22 protein-coding genes are annotated in these 18,899 nt (G+C 67.1%); all 22 read right to left on the bottom strand.

What is annotated here, in order from left to right:
- Window positions 1-7 precede the first annotated feature (7 nt).
- Window positions 8-415 (bottom strand): flagellar hook assembly protein FlgD, encoded by a 408-nt coding sequence (locus CFB40_RS16045; RefSeq protein ID WP_089431760.1) that lies wholly within the window; start codon window positions 413-415, stop codon window positions 8-10.
- Window positions 405-587, bottom strand: a complete 183-nt coding sequence (locus CFB40_RS16040) for a hypothetical protein (protein WP_089431759.1) — start codon at window positions 585-587, stop codon at window positions 405-407. Before CFB40_RS16040 ends, CFB40_RS16045 begins: the two co-directional genes overlap by 11 nt.
- A gap of 539 nt (window positions 588-1,126) precedes the next feature.
- Window positions 1,127-1,576, bottom strand: a complete 450-nt coding sequence (locus CFB40_RS16035; RefSeq protein WP_143329849.1) for a hypothetical protein — start codon at window positions 1,574-1,576, stop codon at window positions 1,127-1,129.
- The gene (locus tag CFB40_RS16030; RefSeq protein WP_256976719.1) at window positions 1,573-2,856 is read right to left on the bottom strand and encodes a FliI/YscN family ATPase; all 1,284 of its coding nucleotides are present in this window, start codon (window positions 2,854-2,856) and stop codon (window positions 1,573-1,575) included. The genes CFB40_RS16035 and CFB40_RS16030 overlap by 4 nt, the downstream gene beginning before the upstream one ends.
- Window positions 2,857-2,881: 25 nt before the next feature.
- Window positions 2,882-3,577 carry a hypothetical protein gene (locus CFB40_RS16025; protein WP_089431756.1) on the bottom strand — a complete coding sequence of 232 codons (696 nt, stop codon included), beginning with the start codon at window positions 3,575-3,577 and terminating at the stop codon, window positions 2,882-2,884.
- Entirely contained in the window at window positions 3,574-4,086 is a 513-nt protein-coding gene (locus CFB40_RS16020) for a hypothetical protein (protein WP_089431755.1), read from the bottom strand. The genes CFB40_RS16025 and CFB40_RS16020 overlap by 4 nt, the downstream gene beginning before the upstream one ends.
- Window positions 4,067-5,563, bottom strand: coding sequence for a flagellar basal-body MS-ring/collar protein FliF (gene fliF / locus CFB40_RS16015; protein WP_089431754.1), 1,497 nt, complete (start codon window positions 5,561-5,563; stop codon window positions 4,067-4,069). Before fliF ends, CFB40_RS16020 begins: the two co-directional genes overlap by 20 nt.
- Before the next feature lies 1 nt (window position 5,564).
- The gene (locus tag CFB40_RS16010) at window positions 5,565-5,855 is read right to left on the bottom strand and encodes a flagellar hook-basal body complex protein FliE (protein WP_089431753.1); all 291 of its coding nucleotides are present in this window, start codon (window positions 5,853-5,855) and stop codon (window positions 5,565-5,567) included.
- Window positions 5,852-6,301, bottom strand: a complete 450-nt coding sequence (locus tag CFB40_RS16005; protein WP_089431752.1) for a flagellar basal body rod protein FlgC — start codon at window positions 6,299-6,301, stop codon at window positions 5,852-5,854. The genes CFB40_RS16010 and CFB40_RS16005 overlap by 4 nt, the downstream gene beginning before the upstream one ends.
- Window positions 6,302-6,303: 2 nt before the next feature.
- Entirely contained in the window at window positions 6,304-6,657 is a 354-nt protein-coding gene (locus CFB40_RS16000; protein WP_089431898.1) for a hypothetical protein, read from the bottom strand.
- A 14-nt stretch (window positions 6,658-6,671) separates the two neighbouring features.
- Window positions 6,672-7,820: a flagellar basal body P-ring protein FlgI gene (gene flgI, locus CFB40_RS15995; RefSeq protein WP_089431751.1), complete on the bottom strand. Its 1,149-nt coding sequence runs from the start codon at window positions 7,818-7,820 to the stop codon at window positions 6,672-6,674.
- Window positions 7,814-8,446, bottom strand: coding sequence for a flagellar basal body L-ring protein FlgH (locus CFB40_RS15990; RefSeq protein ID WP_089431750.1), 633 nt, complete (start codon window positions 8,444-8,446; stop codon window positions 7,814-7,816). Before CFB40_RS15990 ends, flgI begins: the two co-directional genes overlap by 7 nt.
- A complete protein-coding gene (locus CFB40_RS15985) occupies window positions 8,443-9,219 on the bottom strand; it encodes a flagellar hook-basal body protein (RefSeq protein ID WP_089431749.1) in 777 nt (258 codons plus the stop codon). Before CFB40_RS15985 ends, CFB40_RS15990 begins: the two co-directional genes overlap by 4 nt.
- A 1-nt stretch (window position 9,220) precedes the next feature.
- Window positions 9,221-9,925 carry a flagellar hook-basal body protein gene (locus tag CFB40_RS15980; protein WP_089431748.1) on the bottom strand — a complete coding sequence of 235 codons (705 nt, stop codon included), beginning with the start codon at window positions 9,923-9,925 and terminating at the stop codon, window positions 9,221-9,223.
- 24 nt (window positions 9,926-9,949) lie between these two features.
- Window positions 9,950-12,034, bottom strand: coding sequence for a flagellar biosynthesis protein FlhA (locus CFB40_RS15975; protein ID WP_089431747.1), 2,085 nt, complete (start codon window positions 12,032-12,034; stop codon window positions 9,950-9,952).
- A complete protein-coding gene (locus tag CFB40_RS15970) occupies window positions 12,031-13,095 on the bottom strand; it encodes an EscU/YscU/HrcU family type III secretion system export apparatus switch protein (RefSeq protein ID WP_089431746.1) in 1,065 nt (354 codons plus the stop codon). The genes CFB40_RS15975 and CFB40_RS15970 overlap by 4 nt, the downstream gene beginning before the upstream one ends.
- Entirely contained in the window at window positions 13,095-13,853 is a 759-nt protein-coding gene (locus CFB40_RS15965) for a flagellar biosynthetic protein FliR (protein ID WP_089431745.1), read from the bottom strand. The genes CFB40_RS15970 and CFB40_RS15965 overlap by 1 nt, the downstream gene beginning before the upstream one ends.
- A 3-nt stretch (window positions 13,854-13,856) precedes the next feature.
- A complete protein-coding gene (locus CFB40_RS15960; RefSeq protein WP_089431744.1) occupies window positions 13,857-14,123 on the bottom strand; it encodes a flagellar biosynthetic protein FliQ in 267 nt (88 codons plus the stop codon).
- Window positions 14,124-14,391: 268 nt separating this feature from the next.
- Window positions 14,392-15,987: an ABC transporter substrate-binding protein gene (locus tag CFB40_RS15955; RefSeq protein WP_089431743.1), complete on the bottom strand. Its 1,596-nt coding sequence runs from the start codon at window positions 15,985-15,987 to the stop codon at window positions 14,392-14,394.
- A gap of 462 nt (window positions 15,988-16,449) precedes the next feature.
- Complete coding sequence (locus CFB40_RS15950) at window positions 16,450-17,223, bottom strand: SDR family oxidoreductase (protein WP_089431742.1); 774 nt, start codon at window positions 17,221-17,223, stop codon at window positions 16,450-16,452.
- Window positions 17,224-17,242: 19 nt separating this feature from the next.
- Window positions 17,243-17,881, bottom strand: a complete 639-nt coding sequence (locus CFB40_RS15945) for a thiol:disulfide interchange protein DsbA/DsbL (RefSeq protein WP_089426442.1) — start codon at window positions 17,879-17,881, stop codon at window positions 17,243-17,245.
- Window positions 17,882-17,950: 69 nt separating this feature from the next.
- Window positions 17,951-18,874, bottom strand: a complete 924-nt coding sequence (locus CFB40_RS15940) for an SPOR domain-containing protein (protein WP_089431741.1) — start codon at window positions 18,872-18,874, stop codon at window positions 17,951-17,953.
- Window positions 18,875-18,899 lie beyond the last annotated feature (25 nt).

The following is an 18,899-nucleotide window of genomic DNA, read 5'->3' as shown; positions in this document are numbered from 1 at the left end:
GGGCGCCTCAGCGAACGGTCAGGATTTGCGACACGGTCGCATCCGCGAGGAACTGCCCGCTCTCGCTCTCGATCGTGAGTTTCGGTTCGCCGTCCTTGAACGACAGGCCCTTGACGACGCCGGTCATCGTGCCCGCGTCGCCGCGGATGTCGACTTTGCGTCCGAGCAGCCCGAGGGTCTGGGTGGCGGATTGCACGGACAGCAGGTCGTCGATCTTGGCGGCGATCTGGCGGCTCTGCTCGAGCGACGTGAACTGTGCGAGCTGCGACACGAATTCGTAGTTGTCGACCGGCTTGAGCGGATCCTGATAAGTGAGTTGCGTCACGATGATCCGGAGCAGCGATTGCAGGTCGAGTCCGGTCGGGTCGGTTTGCCGGTCGTTGCCTGTCATGGGGCCGATGGAGTCAATCGCCATGTGTTCCTCCTGAGAGTCGGTGCATTTCGATGAAAAGCCTGCCGTTGATAAAGAGCCGTGCGGACGGCACGCCGAGCCGGCGCAGTTCGACGAAGGCGCGTTGCGCAAGCGTCGAGTCGTCGATTCCGGCGGCGCGTACCGCGATCGAGAGGCCGACGGCACCCGTCAGCACGCTGAGCCGGCAGTGCGGCCCTGAAGCTGGGCGGGGTGCGGTCTCGCCTGCGTGACGTGACGACGAGGGGAAGGTCGCGGGGGCCGGCGGTGAGGCGGTGACGGATGCGGCACGGTGAGCGCCGGGCGCGATCGACATGGGCGGCGTGGGAGCGAGCAACGCTTGCACGTTTCCGCCGGACCGAGCCGGCGGGCGTTGTGTCGATACGGTCGCTTCCGGTTCGGCAACTACCACGTCGCGTCGCATGGGCGAGCAGTACCCGACACTCGGTGGCGTAGCTGGCACGCTGGCCGGTGCGCGAGCCGGTCGTGCGGGAGCAGGAGCACTCGCGGACGCAAGTGACGGCGCAGCGCGCGGCGAGACCGCCTGGTTCGGTGCCGATGGCGCGTGTCCGGCTGTTGCCCCTCGCCACATGTCTCGTTCGAGCCGGCGCAGGGTTTGGGCGAACGCCGATGGCGAGTCGTCTCGATGTCGCGATACCGCCGATGTGTTGCCGGAGGCAACGTCGAATGAAGGGCGGACGGTTGTCGGGGGGGCGTTCACTCGACCCTCCGCCGAGTCGACAGCCACGCTTCGAGCTGCGCGTCGTCCGCCTTGTCGCGCGCGCGCCGTGCGGCGACGTGTGCCTGTGCGACGAGCGCGTCGGCTGCGTCGGCATATTGCTGCTGCCGCTCAAGCGTCGAGCGGTGTGCGTCGACCTTCGCGGCGGCTGAGTGTGCGTATTCCACCGCCGTCAGCCAGGTGTCGCGCGTCGCGTCAATTGCGCCGGCGAGATTGCGCAGCAGGTCGCTCGACAGCGCGGCGCTCGCGGTTCCGGATCGTCCGGCCAGTGCGACGGCGGCCAACCGGCCCGCTGCGTCGCGTTCGAGCCGGCATGCGCCCTGGCTGGCGGCCGCGAGCTGTCGTGCCGCGGCGCGCTCGCGCGACAACCGCAGGGCGCGGAGCTCGGCGATCCGCGTTGCCAGTGACAAGCGATCCGAGGGTTTCATGCGCTGTCCTCCAGTAGCGAGGCGAGCATTGCAATCGCCTGTTCGCGCCCGGTCCGAGTGTCGGCGTCCTGGCGCAGGAACGAGAGCAGCGCGGGGCGCAGGCGCAAGGCGCGATCGAGTGCTGGATGGCTGCCGGCCGTGTAGAGCCCGGATTCGACGAGCGTCTTCGATGTGTCGTACAGCGCGAGTTGGGCGATTGCGTCGGCGGCCAGCGCGCGTTCCGTGTCGCTGGCGACGTACCGGCTGACCCGGCTCACGCTTTTGGGGACCTGGATCGGCGGGAACTGCCCCTGTTCCGCGAGGGCCCTGCTCAGGACGATGTGGCCGTCCAACAGCGAGCGCATTGTTTCCGCCATCGGGTCGTCGATCTCGTCGCTTTCCGTCAGCACGGTCATCAGTGCTGTGATCGCGCCGCCGTTCTTCAACGCGCCGCAACGCTCGACGATCTTCGGTAGTGCCGCGAACACACCGGGCGTATATGCACGCACGGTCGGCGGCTCGCCGGCAGCGAGGCCAATCTCGCGCAGCGCGAGCGCGTAGCGCGTCACGGAGTCGATCATCAGCAGGACATGTGCGCCTTGCGAGCGGAAGTATTCGGCGAGCGACAGCGCGGCTGGCACACTGCGGGCACGCAGTGCGGCGGATTGGTCGGAGGTTGCGACGACGAGCGTCGTGCGAGCACGGTTCGCGGCGGACAGTGTCCGGTTCCAGCACTCCTCGACTTCGCGGCCGCGTTCGCCGACGAGACACAGGATGCGGACGTCGGCATCGACGTCGCGGGCGAGCGCTCCGAGCAGGGTCGTCTTGCCGACGCCGCTCCCCGCGAACAGGCCGACGCGCTGGCCGACGCCGAGCGTCAGGAGCGCGTCGAGCGCACGCACGCCGGTTTCGAGCGTTCGCTCGGGCGATTGCCGCGTGAGCGGGGGTGTGGCGAGACCGGCAAGCGGCCACGTCGCAGTGCATTGGCCCAATGCCCCGGCGCCGTCGAGCGGATGGCCGAGTGGATCGACGACGCGGCCGAGATACGCGTCGCCGACGGGAATCGTCGCGCCCGCCTGCAGTGCTGCGACTTCATCGCCGATCCGGATGACGGACGCGGTCGTGTAGGGCGCGAGCGTGACGCGTGTGCGTTCGACGTTGACGATCTCCGCAAGTGTGGGCTCCGATCGGTTGCTGCCGATCGCGCACAGCGATCCGAGCGCGGCACCGGGGCCGTCCGCTTCGACGAACGTCGGCATGACGCGCGTGACGACGCCGGTGCGTCGCACCGGATCGGTCATGCGGATGGCCGCGACGTACGCGTGCTCAGTGGCTGGTCGGTGCGGCATCGTCGCGGAACCGGGTGAGGGCGGCCATCAGGCGGTCGTATTGTCGTGGGAGGTCGAGTTCGGCGCGACCGGGTGCGAGTCCGAACCGGCATGCACCGGCAGGCAGGTGTGAATGCGCGTTGACGATCGCTTCGGGTACGGCCGAGCCAATCGGCCGCAACGCGTTTTCGTCGGGGAAGTCGGTGCGCGATACGTCGACGGTCAGTACGACACTCGCCTCCATTTGCGCGACGTGATGCCGGACCGTTTGTGCAATGAGCGCCGGATAGTGCTCGGTTGCGCCGAGAATCCGCTCCAACGCGATTTGCGCGATGTCGAGTGCCAGGTTTTCGAGCGACGCGAAGCGTGCCTCCAGCGACGCGCGCGCGTCCAGCACGCCGCGTGACAAGGCGTCGACACGCGCGTCGTCGTCGCGCTTCGCACTCGCATCGGCCGCGCGGCTACCGTCGTCGACGCCTCGGCGGTAAGCGCTGTCGCGCTCGCCTTCCAGCGCGGCGCACTTCGTCTCGAGTTCGGCGAGCCGTGCAGCCAGCGCGTCGATTTCGGATGTGCGTCCGTCGGGCGGAACAGTCACGGGGAGGGCGTCCGGGCCAGGCTCGCTTGCGGCTGTTGCGGCCAGCCGCTTGCGGCCGCCCTCGAGTCGCACGCGATGCGCTTTCAGGATGACGTTCATCGTCTTTTCCTTACCAAGTTGCGGAGCCGGGTGCGTAACGGGAGCCGCGCCGACGCGAGTGCAGGTGGCGCGGCGTCGGCTGGCGCATCGAGCGTCAGCACGACGTCGCGCAGCGCGCCGGCCGCCCGGGGCGAGATACGGAATCCGCCAGCGCGCGCTTCGACGCAGCGGGTGAGCACGTGCCGGCGCTCGTCGGTCAGATGGGCGAGCGCGAGCGTGCGTTCGGCATCGTCGAGTCCGGCTGCGAGGCGTGCCGCGAGTTCGACCGGCAGTACCGCGAATGCGCGGGCGAGCCGGCCCACCTGCGTGGGTGTCTCGGCGTCGGGCGCAACCGCGGACGCCTCTTCCGATCCGCCGGCCGCGCGGGACGCGTCCGCGAGCAACGGTCGTAGCCGTTCGCGCTCGGCGTCGGACAGCATGCTCCAGATTGATTCGACGTCCTCGATCCGGCAGCGGGCGAGTTCCGCTATCGCTCGGCGCAGACGGCGCTCATCTTCGACGTGCGTCATGCCGACCCTCACGTGATTCGCCTGGTTCGGCGAGGAGTCGCCGCAAGCGTGTGGCGTATTCGGCCCGTTGGGCATCGGTCAGGCGTCGGGGTCGCGTCTGCCGCGCGACGACTCTGCGACGCGCGACCCACGCGGCGATGGCACCGAGCGCTGCCGCGGCGACGGCGGGCACGTAGGGGCGTGCGCGGTCGAGATCGGCGAAGCGAATCCAGTGCGGCCCTGCCGCCTGCGATGCGGAAACGGGGGCTGCCTGCGGGCCGCTCGCGCCGTCCACGCGTGTGGTCAAAGCGATCGCGGCGGGCTGTGGTGCGACTTGTTTGTCCGTCGGCCCGGCCGGCGCGTCTGGCAGATAGATCGCAAGCGTGTCGCCGCGCCCGGGATCGAGGCCGATCGATGCAGACACGATGTCGCGCAGGCGGGCAGTGCGCTCGGGCGTCATCGTGCCGTCGAGCACGATACCGACCGACAGCTTGCGTATCGCGCCCGGGCTCCTGACGATTTGTTCGACGCTTCTTTCCGAGCGGGCGATTTCCGGTGCGGGCGGCGCCGGCGGTACGCCGGGTAGCGGCGGCAAGCTGACGGTCGGCCATCCGGTAGCGGTGTGTCGCGTCGGCATACCCGGCGTGCCGTCGGGACCGGCCGTCGACTGCGTGAGGCCGGATTCGCGCGTGGTGCGGATCTGATCGAAATCGAGCGTGGCGTCGACGCTCACCGTCGCGCGACCCGCGCCGGCGATGGGGGCGAGTTGCGCGAGGACCTTGTGTTCGTAGCGTTGTTCGACGGCATGCTTCAACGCGAACTGAGGATCGTCGGAATCGATGCCGCGCGCATCGGCGGACGCGCCCCGCTGATCGAGTATCGAGACGTCGGCGGCCGACATTTCGGGCACGGCCGCAGCAACCAGCCGCTGGATTCCCTTGACGACGTCGGGAGCCAGCGTATGACCGTCGCGTACGAACAGTGCGACGGATGCTTTCGGACGATTGCGATCGCGTCGAAACAGCGCCGTCTCCGGCAGGCTCAGGTGCACGCGTGCCAGCTCGATTGCATCGAGCGTCGCGATCGTGCGCGCGAGTTCGCCTTGCAATGCGCGCTGGTAATTCACTTTTTGCGCGAATTCAGTCAGGCCGAAGTCGCTCTGATTGAAGAGCTCGAATCCGACCACACCCTGTAGACGCAAGTCAGCGCTCGTCAGCTTGACGCGCGCGGCGCGCGCGTCGTCCGCGGGCACGAGGATTGCGGACGTTGGCTCGTCATAGCGAAACGGTATCTTTTCCTTGTCGAGCTGAGCGGCGACGGCGGCGGCGTCCTGTGGCTTCAGATCGCGGGCCAGGACCTGATACGACGGACGCCAGGCCAGCCAGGCGGCGAGCCCTGCACAGCCGACCACGGCGGTGAGCGCGCCCGCGAGCGCAAATTGACGCGTGCGGGAGCCGGCAGGAAAGTAGGCGCCGAGGCGGGAAATTGATTGCTTCATCTCACAGTTGCATCCGCATCAGTTCCTGATAGCCCTCGACGAGCCGCGTGCGCACGTTGAGCGCGAGCTGCAGCTTGAATCGTGCGTCCTCTAGCGCCAGCACGACCTGGTGCGGCGGTTGCTCGTCGCCGAGTGCGATCGCGGTGCTGGCTGCCTCGGCAGCATGCAGCGCCCGGTCGACGTTCTGTACCCCTGACATCAGCTGCATCCCGAAGCTGTCCACGGCGAGTGGGGACGGGGCCGTTGTCCAGGGCGTGTTCGCGTATTCGGCAATGGCCTCGATTGGCGTCATGATTGACCTCCGATGTCGAGCGCGCGCAGGTACATCGAACGCGCAGCATTGAACATCACGACGTTGGCCTCATAGGTACGCAGCGTTTGCACCAGCAGTGCCATTTCGGCCGCATGGTCGAGGCCCGGATAGCGGACCAGCCCGTGCGCGTCTGCGTGCGGATGCGCGGCGTCGCGCACGAGGCGCGGCGGCGTATCGAGTGCGTCGATGCTGAGCGCGCGGGTGCCGGAAGGCAGCGCGGCCGGGGCCGCGCCGGGTGCGCGCCGCAGCGCTTCCGGGAATGCCGGTTCGATTGGCGGGCCGGAGACGAGCCGCAACGGCCGATACGGTTCGACGCCGGGGGCAGTGGATACGCCCGCGTTGGCGAAGTTCCGAGCGATGAGTTCGAGACGCTGGCGTTCGACGTCGAGGCCGGAGCGCGCGATGGCGAAAATCGTGTCGGACATGTTCAGCCTCCCCGCACCGAGAGCTGTCGAAGCTGCAGCGCGCGGGTGAGTACGCCCGCGAGCAGCGCGTAGCGCGCCGACGTCTGCGACGCGTCGGCGATTTCGCGATCGAGACGGAGGGCATCGGGCGTCGCAACGGTGCGTGGCTGGACGGCTTCGATGCGCGCGCGTTGCGCAGCTGTCGTATCGCCGGGCCGCGCGGCCGCGGCGGCGGACAGCGCATCCTCGAACGTCACGCGCAGTGGCGAGACGGCGGCAGCGTTGGCGTTCGCGACGTTGTGCGCGAGCGCGGCCGAGCGTGCATACAGGCCGTCCATCGCCTTGCCGGCGATCGCGGCGACTAAATCCATCGACATCGCTTGCTTCTCCTTCATTGAATGAGCAGTTCGGCATACAGCGCGCCGGCAGCCTTGACGGCTTGCAGGATCGCGATGAGATCGCGGGTGCCGACGCGCGCTTTCGCGAGCGCTTGCACCAGGTCCCCGACCGTGCCGCGCGGAAACGACACGGCAACGGTTTGGCCCGCTTCGTCGACCGACAGCTCGCTGTTGGCGAGCACGAGGCTGCGCACGTCACGTCCGCCGAACGTGACGAAGTTCGGTTGCGACGCCGAGTATTCGGTGGTGACCGACACCCGGATGTCGCCGTGTGAAATCGTGACGGGGGAGATTCGCGTATCGCCGCCGGCGACTACCGTGCCGGTGCGCTCGTTGACGACGACGCGTGAGCGTTGGTCCGGCTCGACCGTCAGCGTCTCGATGCGGGCGACGAACGAGAGGAGCGCCGTCGGGTCGGTTGGCGCGTCGATCTCGATGGCATCCGCGCCGAGCGCGCGCGCGGCCGATTGCCCGAGCGTGCCGCTGATGCGTTGCGCGATGCGTTGTGCGGTGACTGGATCGGGGTCGCGAAGTACGAAGCGGAGCTTGCCGTCCGGTGTGACGAGCGCGGCGCGCACTGCGATTTCGACGATGCCGCCTCTTGGCACGATGCCGACCGTTGGATGATTCTTCAGCTTCAGGTTGCCGTTCGCGTCGTACCGGTAGCCGCCGACCGACACGGAGCCTTGCGCCAGCGCATAGATCCGGCGATCGGGCCCACGCAGCGGCGTCATGATCAGCGTGCCGCCTGCGAGGCTGCGTGCGTCGCCCGTCGACGTGACATTGACGTCGAGCGCATCGCCGAGATTGGCGGCGGGCGGCAGCGCCGCCGTCACCATGACCATCGCGACGTTGCGGCTCTGGATCTGCTCGTGTCCGACGACGAGATCGAACTGCGACAGCAGGTTCGCCAACGCCTGGCGAGTCGCCTGGTTGCGCGGCGAGTCGCCGGAGCCGGCGAGGCCCGTCACGATTCCGTATCCGACCAGCATGTTGTCGCGCCAGCCGAGGAAGCGTCCGAGATCCTTGAGCCGGACCTCGGCTTTCGTATTTGCGGCGGCCGACGGCGTACCTGCGGCGAGCAGCGCGAGCGCGGCCAGTGGCAACAGGCGACGGAGCCATGTGTGAAGGCGGCTCACCATAGGCCGAGCCACGCGAAAAAGCGGGGAATGAGTCCCGGTTTCGTGCGATCGGTGACGAAACCGTCGCCCGTGTAATCGATCCGGGCATCGGCGAGCCGGGTCGACAACACGGTATTGCCCGGGCCGATGTCGATCGCGCGCACGCGTCCGTTCAGGCGGATGCCGGTCTTCTCGCCGTTGACGTCGATGCGCTGCTCCCCTGCGACGACGAGATCGCCGTTCGGTAGCACGTCGACGACGGCTGCGCTCAGTTGTGCGAGCAGGCGGCCGCTGCGCTGGATTTGTCCGCCGCCGCCATAGTCGTCGCCCGCGCCGACCTGTGCACGATTGTTGCCGGCATAGAGCGTCGAGACGCTGCCGTTGACCGAGAAGCCGGCGCGCGTTGACGTGTTGGCCGTCTGGCTGGCACTCGACTGTTCATAGACGAGAACCGTGACGATGTCGCCGATCGCGCCCGCGCGACGGTCGGAGACCAGCGGCTGGAAGGCATCGGCCCGGTAGAGCGTGTCCGCGTGGCTGAGCTGCGCCGCGATCAGCACGCCGCAGGCGATCGCCGAGACCGGCCCGAGACGGCGCGAACGGTTCGTCGCCCCGCGCGGGTGGGAGTTGCCAGGGTGCATGCTCATCGCTTCAAGCCGTTCGCGATCGCCATCAACTCGTCGCCGGCCTGGACGAGTTTTGCGCTCGCGGCATAGGCGCGCTGGTAGAGCATCAAGTTCGCGAGTTCGTCCGCGAGCGCGACGTTCGACGCTTCGCTGAATCCTTGCGCGAGCGTGCCCGCATTGTCTTCGCCGGGACGCGAGCGGATCACGGTGGCGCCGTCGTCGGCGATCCGATAGGTGCCGTCGCCGAGCGCCAGCAGCGCACGCGGATCGGACGCCTGCGAGATCTCGATCCGGCCGACCTCGAGCGGCGCGGCCTGATTCGGGATCACGGCGAGCACTTGGCCGTCCGGCGCGATGTCGAGTCGCTCGGCGTCGCGCGGCACCGAGATCGCCGCCTTCAGCGGGAGCCCGTTCGACGCGCGCAGCGTGCCGTCGTCGCCGACGCGCAGCCGGCCGCCCCGCCACAACATCACGTTGCCGTCGGCCGCGTCCAGCTCGATGAAGCCTTCGCCACGGATCGCGAGATCCCACGCGTCGTCGGTTTGCCGCAGCGTACCGGGCGAGAACACTGGTCGGGTTTCGGCGGCGACTCCCGAGCCGCCTGCCAGACCGACCGTTGCGACGGTTTCCTGCCGCGGCGCGGACAGACTGCTCGCGGCCAGCAGTGTCGAAAACGTCACGGCGCCTCGCTTGAAGGCAGGGGTGTTCAAGTTGGCGATGTTGTGACCGGTCGTATCGACGGCAGTTTGTTGCGCGGCAAGACCGGTCGCGCCGATGTAGAACAGGTTGTTCATGTCACATGCCTCCGAGGCGTTGCAATATGGTGCCCATCAGGTCGTCGTAGGCGTGAACGAGCTTTTGTCCGGTTTCGACGCGGCGCATCGCTTCGACGAGCCGCACCATGTCGTCGGCAGCACTGACGTTGGAGGTCTCGGTGAAGCCTTGGGCGAGCCGGGTCTGGACGGTCCGCATACCGGCCGTACCGTCGGGCGTGTACAGGCCGCCCGCGATGCGTCGCAGCTGCGACGGTGCGTCGAACGCCGCGACGCGAATGACGGACGTCGGCATGCCCTGATCGAACACGGTGCCGTCCGGGTCGACGCGCCAGCCGTCCAGGCTGACGACGATATCGCCATGCGTGCCCTGCAGCGGCCAACCGCCGGTGCGGGTGACGAGGCGTCCGTCAGCCGTGCGCCGGAACGCACCGGCTCGCGTGTATGCCGGGCCGGCGTCAGTCAGCACTTCGAAGAAGCCGTCGCCGGCGATCGCCAGGTCGAACGGATCACCGGTCCGGACAAGCCGGCCTGGTGAAAAATCGGCTAGCCGGTGGAGCGTCGGTTCGCGGCCGGCTTGCGTGGCGTCGCCGGCGAGCACGTCGTGGAACGTGATCTCGCGCTGATAGCCGGGCGTCGCTATATTCGAAAGATTGCGTGCAGCCGTTTCCGCACGCTGTGTTTCGAGCGAGATCAGTCGTAGCGACAGTGTCATCAGGTCATCCATCGAGGCGTCTCTGACATGGTTGGTTTATGCGGCTAGCGGCGCAGCCGATGCGGGGGATGTAGGTGATGCGGCCGGCGGCGGATCGATGCTGACGGTCGCGAACGCGCGCAATGGAATCGCATCGGGCACTTCATTGATCGACAGCACGACGAGCCTCGGCACGACACGGCGGGAGAAGGTCTTGAGCGCACGCCGGATTTCCGGCCGGCATAGCAGCGCGGGCGTGTGTCCCTGACGCATCATCGTCTCGGTGTGTGCCAACAGGCGGGCCAGAAAGGGCTCGGCGACCCGTGGGTCGAGCACGTGCGTGCCGTGACCGTCAGCGCCGGCGAGATTGCGTGCGATTTCAGCTTCAAGCGCGGGGTCGAGCGTTAGCACCGCAAGCGCGTCGCGCTCGCCCTGCACGCGTTGGCAAATCGCATACCCGAGGCGTTGGCGCCCGGCCTCGACAAGCCGCGCGGGGTCTTTCTCGTGGCGTCCGACGTCGGCAAGCGTCTGCACGATCAGGTCGATATCGCGGATCGGAACCTGCTCGGCGAGCAGCCCTTGCAACACCTGCTGCACGTCGCCAACGGCGAGCACGTTCGGCACGACTTCGTCGACGAGGCCGGGCTGGCGCGCGCGCACGCCGTCGAGCAGCGCGATCGTTTCGGCACGGCCAAACAGGCGCGCCGCGTGGGTCTTGATCAGCTCGGTGACGTGCGTCAGAAGCGCGGTGACGGGATCGACGCACGTGTGGCCGAGCGCCTTCGCACGATCTCGCTGGTCGTTGTCGATCCAGACGGCCGGCAGGCCGAACGCCGGATCCCGCGTCGGGGCACCGGGCAGCGTGCTCGTCACGCCGGCGGGATGGATCGCGAGCGTGCGATCCGGATACATCTCGGCCTGGCCGAAGCGAGTGCCGAACAGCCGCACTTGGTATTCATCCGGCGGCAGTTGCGTCGAATCGCGAAACACGACGGCTGGCGCGACAAAGCCGCTTTCGTCGGCGTACTGTTCACGGAAGGTTGCGATGCGTTCGGCGAATACGGTTTGCATCGGCTGCCAGGCGGCCGTCAGTGCCGTGCCGAACACGACCTCGACGGCCGGCAGCGCGGTCGGGCTCGCCGTGTCCTGCGACGGCGCCGGCGGTGTGGTGTCTTCGTTTGCCGGCGTGGGGCGTGGCCGCGTGCCGGCCCAGACGCCGAGCACTGCGAGCGCGAGAAGGGCGGCCGGCCACTTAGGCATGCCGGGTAACGCGACGAGACCCGCCAGCGCCGCCGCGACGAGCAGCTGGATCTTGGGAAAGCGAGCAAGCTGGCGCAGTGCTTCGTGGCTCAGCGCGTTGTCCGCGGACGAACGGGTGACGATGATGCCGGTTGCGACCGAGATCACCAGCGCGGGCACTTGCGTGACGATGCCGTCCCCGATCGTGAGCAGCGTGAACGTGCGGACCGCATCCGGAAACGACATGCCCATCTGCGCGACACCGACCGCCCAGCCGCCGAGAATGTCGATGAGCAGAATAATGATGCCGGCGACTGCGTCGCCTTTGACGAACTTGCTTGCGCCATCCATCGAACCATAGAAGCCCGCTTCGCGTTCGAGTGTCTTGCGGCGGCGTTTTGCCTCGTCCTGATCGATGAGGCCCATGTTGAGGTCGGCGTCGATGCTCATTTGCTGGCCGGGCATCGCGTCGAGCACGAAGCGCGCAGCCACTTCGGAGACGCGCTGCGCACCGTTGGTCACCACTACGTACTGCACCACGACGAGAATAAAGAACACGATCAGCCCGATCACGTAGTTGCCTTGTACCGCGAACTGGCCAATTGCATCGATGACCTGGCCGGCGTTGGCACCGGACAGGATGAGACGCGTCGCCGCGACGTTGAGCGACAGGCGGAACAGCGTCGCGATCAACAGCAGTGAAGGAAACGTCGAGAACTCGACGGGTCGGGTCACATAGAACGTCAACAGGAGAATCGTGAACGCGAACGCGAAATTGACGATGATCAGCAGGTCGAGCAGGGCGGCGGGGACCGGCGTGAACAGAATCAGCAGGATCGCGCTCGCCGCGAACACGAGTGCGAGATCGGACTGGCCCCGGAGACGGTGCTCGAGCCAGCTCATCGCGCAGCCTCCTGCGTGCGCCGGACGCGCAGATAGAGAGCGGCGGTCGCGGTGAACAACTGCGGCGGGATTTCCTTCTCGAGCGCACCGTGGCGGAACAACTGACGCGCGAGCGCCGGCGCCTCGATGATTTGTACGCGATGGATAAACGCGAGTTTCCTGAGACGCAGCGCGAACTCGCCGGCGCCCTTCGATACGACGGTCGGCGCAGCCATCTCGACGGGGGTGTAGCGCAGGCCGACCGCGCAATGCGTCGGGTTGGTCACGAGGATATCGGCTCCGCGCATCCCCCGCAGGCTGCGCGAGCGCTGCAGCAGTTCGCGCTGCAATTGCCTGCGACGTTGTTTGATGCGAGGGTCGCCCTCGTGCTGTTTGTATTCCTGCTTGACCTCGTGTCGGCTCATCCGCATTTGCTTGTTGAATCGGCGCCGGACGAGCGCGTAATCGAGCACGGTGAAGAGTGCCGCCGCGATCAGCAGCTGTACTGCGAGCGCGAGGCCGGCCGAGCCGAGCGCGCGGGCCAGGCCGGCCGCGGTCAATCCGGCATGCGACGCGGCGCGCACCGCGTCGACGATGCACCGGTAGGCGAGTGTGCAATAGACCGCCAGCTTGACGCAGGCCCTGGCTGCGTCAAGCACGGTCTGCAGCGAGAACAGGCGCTTGATTCCGGCCGCCGGGTTCAGCCGCGAGAAATCGACCTTCAGTGCGTTGGGCGCGAACAGGAAGCCGGCTTGCGCGAGCGCGCCGACGAGGGCACCACCCGCTGCCGCAGCGACCAGCGGCGTGACGATGGCCAGCGTGTCGGGCAATAGTGCGCGGAGCCAGTGCGTGATCGCGCGACCATCGGCCGGGAGGCCGGCTGCGTCGTTCAGTACACGGATAGCGAGCGCGGCGACCCGGCTGGCCATCCGATCCCCGGACAACCACAGATAGCCGGCGCTAGCTGCGATGGCGAGCACGATGCCGGGCTCCTGGCTGCGCGGCAGCTGTCCCCGCTTGCGTGCCCTGGCGAGCTTGTAGCGAGTTGCCTGTTCGGATTTTTCCTGGTCCTGATCAGCCATCAGAAAATTCCCGATGCAGGGGCGAATTCGAGCGCGGCACGCAGTAGCCGCAAGGTGACGGGCGCGAGGAGACCGATCGAGAGCGCCGTGACGACGATCGCGGCAATGGCCTTGACCTGTAGGCCGAGCATCAGTGCATTCAACTGTGGCAGCGTGCGCGACAGGAATGCGATGGACAGGTCGATCAGGAATAGCGCGAGCATCACGGCGGCGACGGCGCCGAGACCGATTGCCATGACCATGCTGAAGTAGCCGATGAACGCTTGTGGCGACGCGACGACGTGCGCGGTACCGGGCGGCATCCGTTCGATCGATGCGGCGACGAGTCGCAGTAGCTCGAGGTGCGCGCCGCTCGCAAAGCATATTGCACCGGTGCCGAGCGTGAGGAGCGTGCCGAACAGCGGGGCGGGGCCGCGCGAACCGGGGTCGATAACCGTCGCAAGGCCAAAGCCGGCCTGGACGTCGAGCGCGCGCCCGGCGAACGACAGCGCGGCGAACGCCGCCTGAAACGGAAAAGCTAGCGCGAGCCCCAGTGCGAGTTCGGCGAGCGCGCTGGTGACGAGTGCAGTGGACGCGTCCAGGCGTGCGGCGGGAATGGGCGTGGCGAACGCGCCGGCCAATGAGAGTACGAGGCAGACGCGAATCCTCAACGGAATGCGGAGTTGCGAAAATGGCGGTGCGAGCACGAATAGCGGGCCGAGGCGTAAAGACAGCAGCAGCGCGGCCGTTGCCCATCCGGTGAAGGTTGCGGTGGGCATGATTCAGCGGAGATCGGCGATGCCAGCGAATAACGTGGTGGTAAAGCCGGTCAGACGGCCGAGCATCCACGGAGCGAGCGTCACGATTACGATGCCGGCGACGACGAGTTTGGGCACATAGCTCAGGCTCATCTCCTGCAATTGCGTAACGACCTGAAAAATGCTGACGAGCAGGCCGGCGATAAGCATTGCGGCAAGCACGGGGCCTGCGATCAGGAGGCTATTCCAGACGAGCTGGGAGAGCATCTGTAGTGCTTGGCTTTCTGACATCGACCGTTCCCCGTTTCAGCGTGGATATTCCGCTATTAATTCGTGTTGCGTTGTTTCAACTTCGGAGTCCGGAGAGTGTATAAGCCGATTTTTTGGTTTGATATGGGACGTGTATGAATTTGAATGAATAATTTACGCGAGTCTCAAACGTCGAATTGCGACATACCTGAATGGGAGACAAGTCGACACGATCGAGTTACATAAAAAAGCCCGGCCGCAGATTGCGGCCGGGCTCGATGTCGAATTAACGGGTTTAGGTCGGATCGGGTTATTGAACGCTGACTGTGCCGAAGTTCTGCCGCCCGAACGGACTCACGTGATAGCCGCTCACGTTCGTGCGCGTGAGCGCGGCCGCGGTCGGATAGCCGAGCGGAATCCACAGCGCCTGGTCGTGGATGATCTTCTGCGCCGCTTCGTACAGCTTCGTGCGCTTGGCCTGATCAGCGGTCGACTTGCCGTCGGCGATCAGCTTGTCGAGCTGCGTGTCGCAGAAGCGCGCGAAGTTGATGCCCGACTTCACCGCATTGCAGCTGAACAGCGGCGACAGGTAGTTGTCCGGATCGCCGTTGTCGCCGGCCCAGCCCATGAACAGCATGTCATGCTGGCCGAGCTTCGCCTGCTTGATCAGCTCGCCCCATTCGATCACCTTGACCTCGGCCTTCACGCCGATCTTCGCGAGGTCGGCCTGCAACAGCTCCGCGCCGACCTTCGGGTTCGGGTTCAGCACGCTGCCGGTCGGGCGCGTCCAGATCGTCGTCGAGAAGCCGTTCGGGAAGCCGGCCTGCGCGAGCAGCTGCTTCGCCTTCGCCGGATCGTACGCATACGGCGCGACGTCCTTCGCGTAGCTCCACGTGTTCGGCGGATACGGGTTGTTCGCGGCCGTCGCGGTGTTGTCGAACACGACCTTCAGGTAGGTCGCGCGGTCGAACGCGAGGTTCAGCGCCTCGCGCACCTTGTCGTTGTCGAGCGGCTTCTTCTGCGTGTTCAGTGCAACGAACGCGGTCATGAACGCGGGCGTCTGCGCGACCTTCAGTGCGCTTTCGCCCTTCGCGGCGAGCACGTCCTGCGGCTTCGGCGACAGCGCGATCTGGCATTCGCCGGCCTTCACCTTCTGCAGCCGCACCGACGGATCGGGCGTGATCGCATAGATCAGCCGGTCGACCTTCGGCTTCGTGCCCCAGTAGGTCGGGTTCACGTCGTAGCGGATCAGCGCGTCCTTCGTGTAGCTCTTCAGCACGAACGGGCCGGTGCCGACCGGCTTCCCGTTCAGGTCGGCCTGCTTGCCGGCCTTGAGCAGCTGGTCCGCGTATTCGGCCGAGTAGATCGACGCGAAGCCCATCGTCAGGATCGGCACGAACGTCGCGTTCGGCTCGTTCAGCACGAACTTCACGGTGCTGTCGTCGACCTTCGTGACCGACTTCACGAGCTTCACGAGCCCCATCGACTGCGCGTGCGGGAAGCCGCTCGCGCCGGCCACCTTGTGCCACGGATTCGAGTCGTCGAGCATCCGCGAGAACGTGAACACGACGTCGTCCGCGTCGAGCGCGCGGGTCGGCTTGAAATAGTCGGTGGTCTGGAACGCGACGCTCGGGCGCAAATGGAACGTGTACGTGAGGCCGTCGGCGCTCGCGTCCCATTTGTCGGCGAGCGCGGGCACGACTTTCTTCGCGGCTTCGTCGTACGACACGAGCGTGTTGAAGATCACGTCCGCCGACGCGTTGGTCGTGACGAGCGAGTTGTACTGGACGACGTCGAAGCCGTCCGGGCTCGATTCCGTGCAGACGGTGAGCGGCTTGGCGGCGGCGAGGCCGGGGGCGGCGAGGGCGGCGGCGAGCGTGGCCGCGGCGAACAGCTTGAGCTGCATAGGATCTCCCACGTGGCTTGTGTTTTTTGCTGGGTGACGGGATGCGGGCGCGGCCCGGAAGCGGACAGGGCCGGCGCGGCTGGCGAATAGCATACCGTCAAAGCGCGAGACGCGTGAAAAAAGGCGCCTGAACGCGGCGAATTGGCCGAAAAACGGCTGCGTTCGCGACGGAACGGGTGTTGGGGCGGCGAGTGGGGCGAAGGAGGCTGCGGACGGAAGAGCGCTGGGGCCTGGGAGGCTGGACGGCAGCGCGTCGGGGATGGCGCGGGCGCGGTGCGGGCGTGTGGTGAATCGAAGCGTCGAAGCCGCCTGGCGTCGGTGGGGTGATGCGGTGATGCGGTGATGCGGTGAGACGGTGGGACAGAGAGACGGGCGGAGAGACGGAGAGACGGAGAGACGGAGAGACGGAGAGACGGAGAGACGGCCCGCGAAGCTTCACGCGGGCCGGTGCTCACCGGAGCGTCAGTGCGCCCCGGCCTTCGGCTTGCGCGGCGCCTTCTCGAACAGGCGGTCGTACAGCCAGCGCGGCAACACATGCAGCACCTTCGCGACCACACCCATCTGCCACGGAATCACGCGGAACGCGTGCTGCCGCGCGATCGCCTGGGCCGCACGCGCCGCGAAGCGGTCGGCGTCCATCAGGAACGGCATTCGGTACGGGTTGTGCGCGGTCATCGGCGTGCGGATGTAGCCGGGCGCGATCGTCACGACGCCGACACCGGCCGGCCGCAACTCGACGCGCAGCGCTTCGAGATACTTGATCGCGGCCGATTTCGACGCGCTGTACGCACCGGAACCGGGCAGCCCGCGCACGCCGGCAACGCTCGCGACACCGACCAGCGTGCCGTGGCGCGTGGCCGTCATCGGGCCGACGAACGGCTCGAACGTCGCGACCATCCCGTAATAATTGATGTCCATCACGTCGCGGAACGTCGCGAGATCGCCCTGGCCCGTGACGGCGCCCTGGCTGATGCCGGCGTTCGCGATCACGACGTCGGGGCAGCCGTGCGTCGCGATGAACGACGCGGCGGCCGTCGCGAGCGCGTCGGCGTCGCGCACGTCGGCGGAATAGACGGAGATGGACAGCTTCGGGAAGCGCCGCGCGAACGCATCGAGGGCATCGGTGCGGCGCGCGACGAGTGCGAGCGTGGCGCCCTGGCGGGCGTATTCCTCGGCCATCGCGAGGCCGAGGCCGCTCGATGCGCCGGTGATGAAGACCTTCAGCGGAGTAGTCATGCCGGCGGGCGGGCGGGGATCAGAGCTTCTTGTCCTGAACCTGCTTCACGAGGAAGTCGAGCACCTGGGCCGTGCCCGGGATGCTGTTCGCGTAGGCGGGGCCCGTCTTGTACTTGCCCTGGACGACGACCGTCGGCACGCCGTCGATCGCGTAGTCCTTCAGCAGCTTGGCCGACTGGTTCACTTCGCCCTGCACGCTGAACGAGTTGTACGCGTCCGTGAACTGCTTCTTGTCGACGCCCTGCGTGGCCAGGAAGTCGGCCTGCGCCTGCGGCGTCAGCAGGTAGTTCTTCTGCTTGTGGATCGCGTTGAAGATCGCCGGCGTGACCTTCTCGGAGATGCCGAGCGCGGACACCGCGTAGAACAGCTTCGAGTGCGGGACGAAATCGTCACGGAATGCGACCGGGACGCGCTTGAAGTCGATGTTGTTGCCTTGCTTCTTCACCCACGCCTCGATCGTCGGCTCGAATTCGTAGCAGTGCGGGCAGCCGTACCAGAAGAATTCGATCACCTCGACCTTGCCGGCCGGTGCGGACACCGGCTGCGGCGACTTCATCACCTCGAAGTCCTTGCCGGCGACCGGTGCGGCGGGCGAAGCCTGCGCGAGGCCGGCGGCCAGACCCAGGGACAGAAGGAGCGTGCTAAGCAGTTTTTTCATGTTGTGAACGTCGAATCAGTTGCTCGGGTTACGAAACGTAACGGGTTCTGAGTGGGCTCGGCCGGTTGCTTACTGCTTCGTGAAACGGATCACCGCCGTGTCGACACCTGCATCGGACAGGCGCTGGCGGGCCGAGTTCATATCCTCGAACTTCGAGAACGGGCCGACACGCACGCGGAAATACGTCACGCCGCTGACATCGCGCTTCGACACCTTCGACTCGAAACCCTGGAAGCCGAGGCGCGCGCGCTGCTGCTCGGCGTCGCCTTCCGTCTTGTACGCGCCCACCTGCAGGAAGTAGCCGGTATTCGCATCGTTCGCGGTCGGCGGCTTTGCCGTCGCGGCGGCCGTGGCCGACGAGGTCGGCTTCGGCGTGTTCGCGGCCAGTTGCTGTTGCTGCTGCTTTTGCGCGGCGGCTTGCTGCGCCTGCTTCTGCGCGGCGAAGCGGGCGAGGTCGTCCTCGCCGCCTTGCTGCTGTTGCTGCTGCGCTTGCTGCGTCTTCTTCGGCGGCGGCGTGGTGTCGGCCGGCTTCGGCGCGACGGCGACGCCGTTGCTCGACGACGTATTGTTCGACGCGGTCGTGTTGTTCGAGCTGCCGGTGTTGTTCGAGCTGCCGGTGTTGTTCGAGCCGCTCGACCCGTTGGCCTGCGGCGGCACTTCGACGATCTGCGGTTCGGGCAGCAGGCCGCCCTGGGTCTGGTTCGCGGCCTGGCCGGGCGCGGTGTTCGGCGGCGCGGGCTGCGCGGCCTGCGGCACCGGCTGGCCGGGCGTCTTGCCCTGCAGCGCGCGGTTCGGATCGAACTGCTGCGGCTGGCTCGCGCCGTTGTCGGCCGGCGGCGGCGCGACCTTCGACACGAACGGCGACGGGGAACGCGTGATGTAGAGCGCCACCACCACGGCGATCGCGAGGCCGACGATCAGGCCCAGCACGATTCCAAGAAATGTCCCTCCGGCTTGTTTCGATTGCTTCGAAGTTCGGCGTGGTTGTGCCATTGCTTGAGTCACCTGCAAAAAGAAT

The sequence above is a fragment of the Burkholderia sp. AU31652 genome (genome assembly GCF_002223155.1).
Classification (GTDB): domain Bacteria; phylum Pseudomonadota; class Gammaproteobacteria; order Burkholderiales; family Burkholderiaceae; genus Burkholderia.
Note: the sequence above shows the minus strand (reverse complement) of the source record. Positions and strands in the feature narration are given on the sequence as shown.

Bases quoted from the DNA above. Each gene is read 5' to 3' on its own strand.
- CFB40_RS16045 (WP_089431760.1), bottom strand. From the start codon at position 415: ATGGCGATTGACTCCATCGGCCCCATGACAGGCAACGACCGGCAAACC.
- CFB40_RS16035 (WP_143329849.1), bottom strand. From the start codon at position 1,576: ATGAAACCCTCGGATCGCTTGTCACTGGCAACGCGGATCGCCGAGCTC.
- CFB40_RS16030 (WP_256976719.1), bottom strand. From the start codon at position 2,856: ATGACCGATCCGGTGCGACGCACCGGCGTCGTCACGCGCGTCATGCCG.
- CFB40_RS16025 (WP_089431756.1), bottom strand. From the start codon at position 3,577: ATGAACGTCATCCTGAAAGCGCATCGCGTGCGACTCGAGGGCGGCCGC.
- CFB40_RS16020 (WP_089431755.1), bottom strand. From the start codon at position 4,086: ATGACGCACGTCGAAGATGAGCGCCGTCTGCGCCGAGCGATAGCGGAA.
- fliF (WP_089431754.1), bottom strand. From the start codon at position 5,563: ATGAAGCAATCAATTTCCCGCCTCGGCGCCTACTTTCCTGCCGGCTCC.
- CFB40_RS16010 (WP_089431753.1), bottom strand. From the start codon at position 5,855: ATGACGCCAATCGAGGCCATTGCCGAATACGCGAACACGCCCTGGACA.
- CFB40_RS16005 (WP_089431752.1), bottom strand. From the start codon at position 6,301: ATGTCCGACACGATTTTCGCCATCGCGCGCTCCGGCCTCGACGTCGAA.
- CFB40_RS16000 (WP_089431898.1), bottom strand. From the start codon at position 6,657: ATGTCGATGGATTTAGTCGCCGCGATCGCCGGCAAGGCGATGGACGGC.
- flgI (WP_089431751.1), bottom strand. From the start codon at position 7,820: ATGGTGAGCCGCCTTCACACATGGCTCCGTCGCCTGTTGCCACTGGCC.
- CFB40_RS15990 (WP_089431750.1), bottom strand. From the start codon at position 8,446: ATGAGCATGCACCCTGGCAACTCCCACCCGCGCGGGGCGACGAACCGT.
- CFB40_RS15985 (WP_089431749.1), bottom strand. From the start codon at position 9,219: ATGAACAACCTGTTCTACATCGGCGCGACCGGTCTTGCCGCGCAACAA.
- CFB40_RS15980 (WP_089431748.1), bottom strand. From the start codon at position 9,925: ATGGATGACCTGATGACACTGTCGCTACGACTGATCTCGCTCGAAACA.
- CFB40_RS15975 (WP_089431747.1), bottom strand. From the start codon at position 12,034: ATGAGCTGGCTCGAGCACCGTCTCCGGGGCCAGTCCGATCTCGCACTC.
- CFB40_RS15970 (WP_089431746.1), bottom strand. From the start codon at position 13,095: ATGGCTGATCAGGACCAGGAAAAATCCGAACAGGCAACTCGCTACAAG.
- CFB40_RS15965 (WP_089431745.1), bottom strand. From the start codon at position 13,853: ATGCCCACCGCAACCTTCACCGGATGGGCAACGGCCGCGCTGCTGCTG.
- CFB40_RS15960 (WP_089431744.1), bottom strand. From the start codon at position 14,123: ATGTCAGAAAGCCAAGCACTACAGATGCTCTCCCAGCTCGTCTGGAAT.
- CFB40_RS15955 (WP_089431743.1), bottom strand. From the start codon at position 15,987: ATGCAGCTCAAGCTGTTCGCCGCGGCCACGCTCGCCGCCGCCCTCGCC.
- CFB40_RS15950 (WP_089431742.1), bottom strand. From the start codon at position 17,223: ATGACTACTCCGCTGAAGGTCTTCATCACCGGCGCATCGAGCGGCCTC.
- CFB40_RS15945 (WP_089426442.1), bottom strand. From the start codon at position 17,881: ATGAAAAAACTGCTTAGCACGCTCCTTCTGTCCCTGGGTCTGGCCGCC.
- CFB40_RS15940 (WP_089431741.1), bottom strand. From the start codon at position 18,874: ATGGCACAACCACGCCGAACTTCGAAGCAATCGAAACAAGCCGGAGGG.